At 70.0% G+C, this 1,980-nt stretch carries 3 protein-coding genes, 1 tRNA gene and 1 pseudogene; 3 read left to right on the top strand and 2 right to left on the bottom strand.

The genetic code is table 11. The features are described from left to right. The coding region (locus RDU12_RS15865) for a CoA transferase (RefSeq protein ID WP_374990201.1) at positions 1 to 112 on the bottom strand (112 nt) is incomplete at its 3' end. 106 nt (positions 113 to 218) lie between these two features. Here RDU12_RS15865 and RDU12_RS08435 point away from each other — a divergent pair. Together RDU12_RS08435 and RDU12_RS08440 are read left to right on the top strand one after the other, a co-directional pair. After that, positions 219 to 295, top strand: a tRNA-Lys gene (locus RDU12_RS08435). 58 nt (positions 296 to 353) lie between these two features. Then, entirely contained in the window at positions 354 to 887 is a 534-nt protein-coding gene (locus tag RDU12_RS08440) for a hypothetical protein (RefSeq protein WP_308684436.1), read from the top strand. Here RDU12_RS08440 and tgt read toward each other — a convergent pair. Further along, positions 884 to 1,915 (bottom strand): annotated as a pseudogene (tgt, locus tag RDU12_RS08445) (tRNA guanosine(34) transglycosylase Tgt); the annotation flags it as partial. The gene RDU12_RS08440 and the pseudogene tgt sit on opposite strands and share 4 nt — an antisense overlap. Here tgt and RDU12_RS08450 point away from each other — a divergent pair. Next, positions 1,865 to 1,980, top strand: a 116-nt coding sequence (locus RDU12_RS08450; RefSeq protein WP_308684437.1) for a hypothetical protein, incomplete at its 3' end; no start/stop codon positions are given. The pseudogene tgt and the gene RDU12_RS08450 sit on opposite strands and share 51 nt — an antisense overlap.

The raw sequence follows: 1,980 nt of genomic DNA on the forward strand, positions 1-1,980 counted from the left end.
TGCGCCTGACCCGCAGCGCCTCGGCGCCCAGATCAGCCAGAACCATGCCAGCGAAGGTCACGGGGCCGAGGCCGTCGAACTCGAGGATGCGCAGGCCGGACAAGGGTTTCATCACTTTCCCCTAGCCTTCAGGGCGTCGACCGTCGAGGCAGGCCTTGACCCGGCCGCCGCTTTGCAACAGAAGGCGCGTCGCCGGTCCTTCACGACCGGCGCGGTATGCGCCCTTAGCTCAGTTGGTTAGAGCATCTGACTTTTAATCAGAGGGTCCTCGGTTCGAGCCCGAGAGGGCGTACCACCCCCCTTTCCCGACGACGCGCCCTTCCGGTTCAGGCGGGAGCGTGGTTCAAGACGCGATGCGCGCGCTCATTCTCATCGCCCTGGCGGCCCTCCCGCTGGCCGGCTGCGGCTCGGTCGCCGATTTCGGCGCGGGGGTCGGGGCCGCCGCGACCGCGCCGCTGGACGATTTCAACCTTCGCCGCGAACACATCCCGACCGTGCTGTTGCAGGCCGAGGCCAACCCCTATGACCTGCGCAACCTGACCCAATGCTCGACCATCGGGGCCGAGATCACCCGCCTGAACGAGGCGCTGGGGCCCGACACGGACGAGCCGCCGGCGCCGGACGGTTCGACCCTGGGCGAACGGGCGGGCGACGCCGCCTCGAGCGCCGCCCTCGACGCCATCCGCGACACCGCCACCGACTTCATCCCGGGGCGCAGCTGGATTCGCCGCCTGTCGGGGGCGGAACAGCACAGTCGCCATGTACAGGCCGCGATCCAGGCCGGGCGGATGCGCCGGGCCTTCCTGAAGGGGGTCGGCATGAACCGGAACTGCGCCCCGCCGGCTGCCCCGAGCTGGTTCCGGCCGCGCGGCGGCAGCCAGCGCTAGCCGCCGTTGGGGACCTGCCGGGCGTGGAAGTCGCGACGGAAGGCCTCGAACCGGCCCTGGGCGATCGCCGCCCGCATAGCCGCCGTCAGGGCCTGGAAATAGGCGATGTTGTGCCAGCTCAGCAGCACCTTGCCGAGGATCTCGTCGGCCCGGATCAGGTGATGCAGATAGGCCTTTGAATAGTCGGTCGAGGCGGGGCAGGGGACGTCGACGTCCAGCGGGTCCTGATCCTCGGCGAAGCGGGCGTTCTTCAGATTGATCGGGCCGGTCCACGTCCACGCCTGGCCGTGGCGCCCGGCGCGGGTGGGCAGGACGCAGTCGAACATGTCGACCCCGCGCCAGACCGCCTCGACCAGATCGGCCGGCTTGCCGACGCCCATCAGATAGCGTGGCCGGTCGGCGGGCAGCATTTCGGGGGCGTAGTCCAGAACCTCGCACATGGCCTGATGGCCCTCGCCGACGGCCAGGCCGCCGATGGCGTAGCCGTCGAAGCCGGTCTCTTGCAGCCGGTCCGAGGACTCGCGGCGCAGGGTCTCGAACGTCGAACCCTGCTGGATGCCGAACAGGGCCTGCGTCTCGCGGGTCCCGAAGGCGGCCTTGGAGCGCGCGCCCCAGCGGGCCGACAGCTCCATGGCCGCGCGGGCGGCGGGCTCCTCGGCCGGCCAGCTGACGCATTGGTCCAGCTGCATCGAGATGTCGGCGCCGATGCGGTCGGCCTGGATCTCGATCGAGCGCTCGGGCGTCAGCACATGTTTCGAGCCGTCGATGTGGCTGGCGAAGGTGACGGCCTCCTCCTTCACCTTCGAAATGCCCGCCAGCGACATGACCTGGAAGCCGCCGCTGTCGGTCAGGATCGGTTTGTTCCAGCCCATGAATTTGTGCAGCCCGCCCAGCCGCTCCATCCGCTCGGGACCGGGCCGCAGCATCAGGTGGTAGGTGTTGCCCAGCAGGATGTCGGCGCCGGTCTGAACGACCTGATCCACCGTCATGGCCTTGACCGTGGCGGCGGTGCCGACCGGCATGAAGGCCGCGCCCGCACCGGCGTGCTCCGCACCCCGCGCGGGGACATCCGCACGCCCGCCTTCATGCCGGT

It is taken from the genome of Brevundimonas sp., from assembly GCF_031082345.1.
In the GTDB taxonomy this organism is placed as follows: Bacteria; Pseudomonadota; Alphaproteobacteria; order Caulobacterales; family Caulobacteraceae; genus Brevundimonas.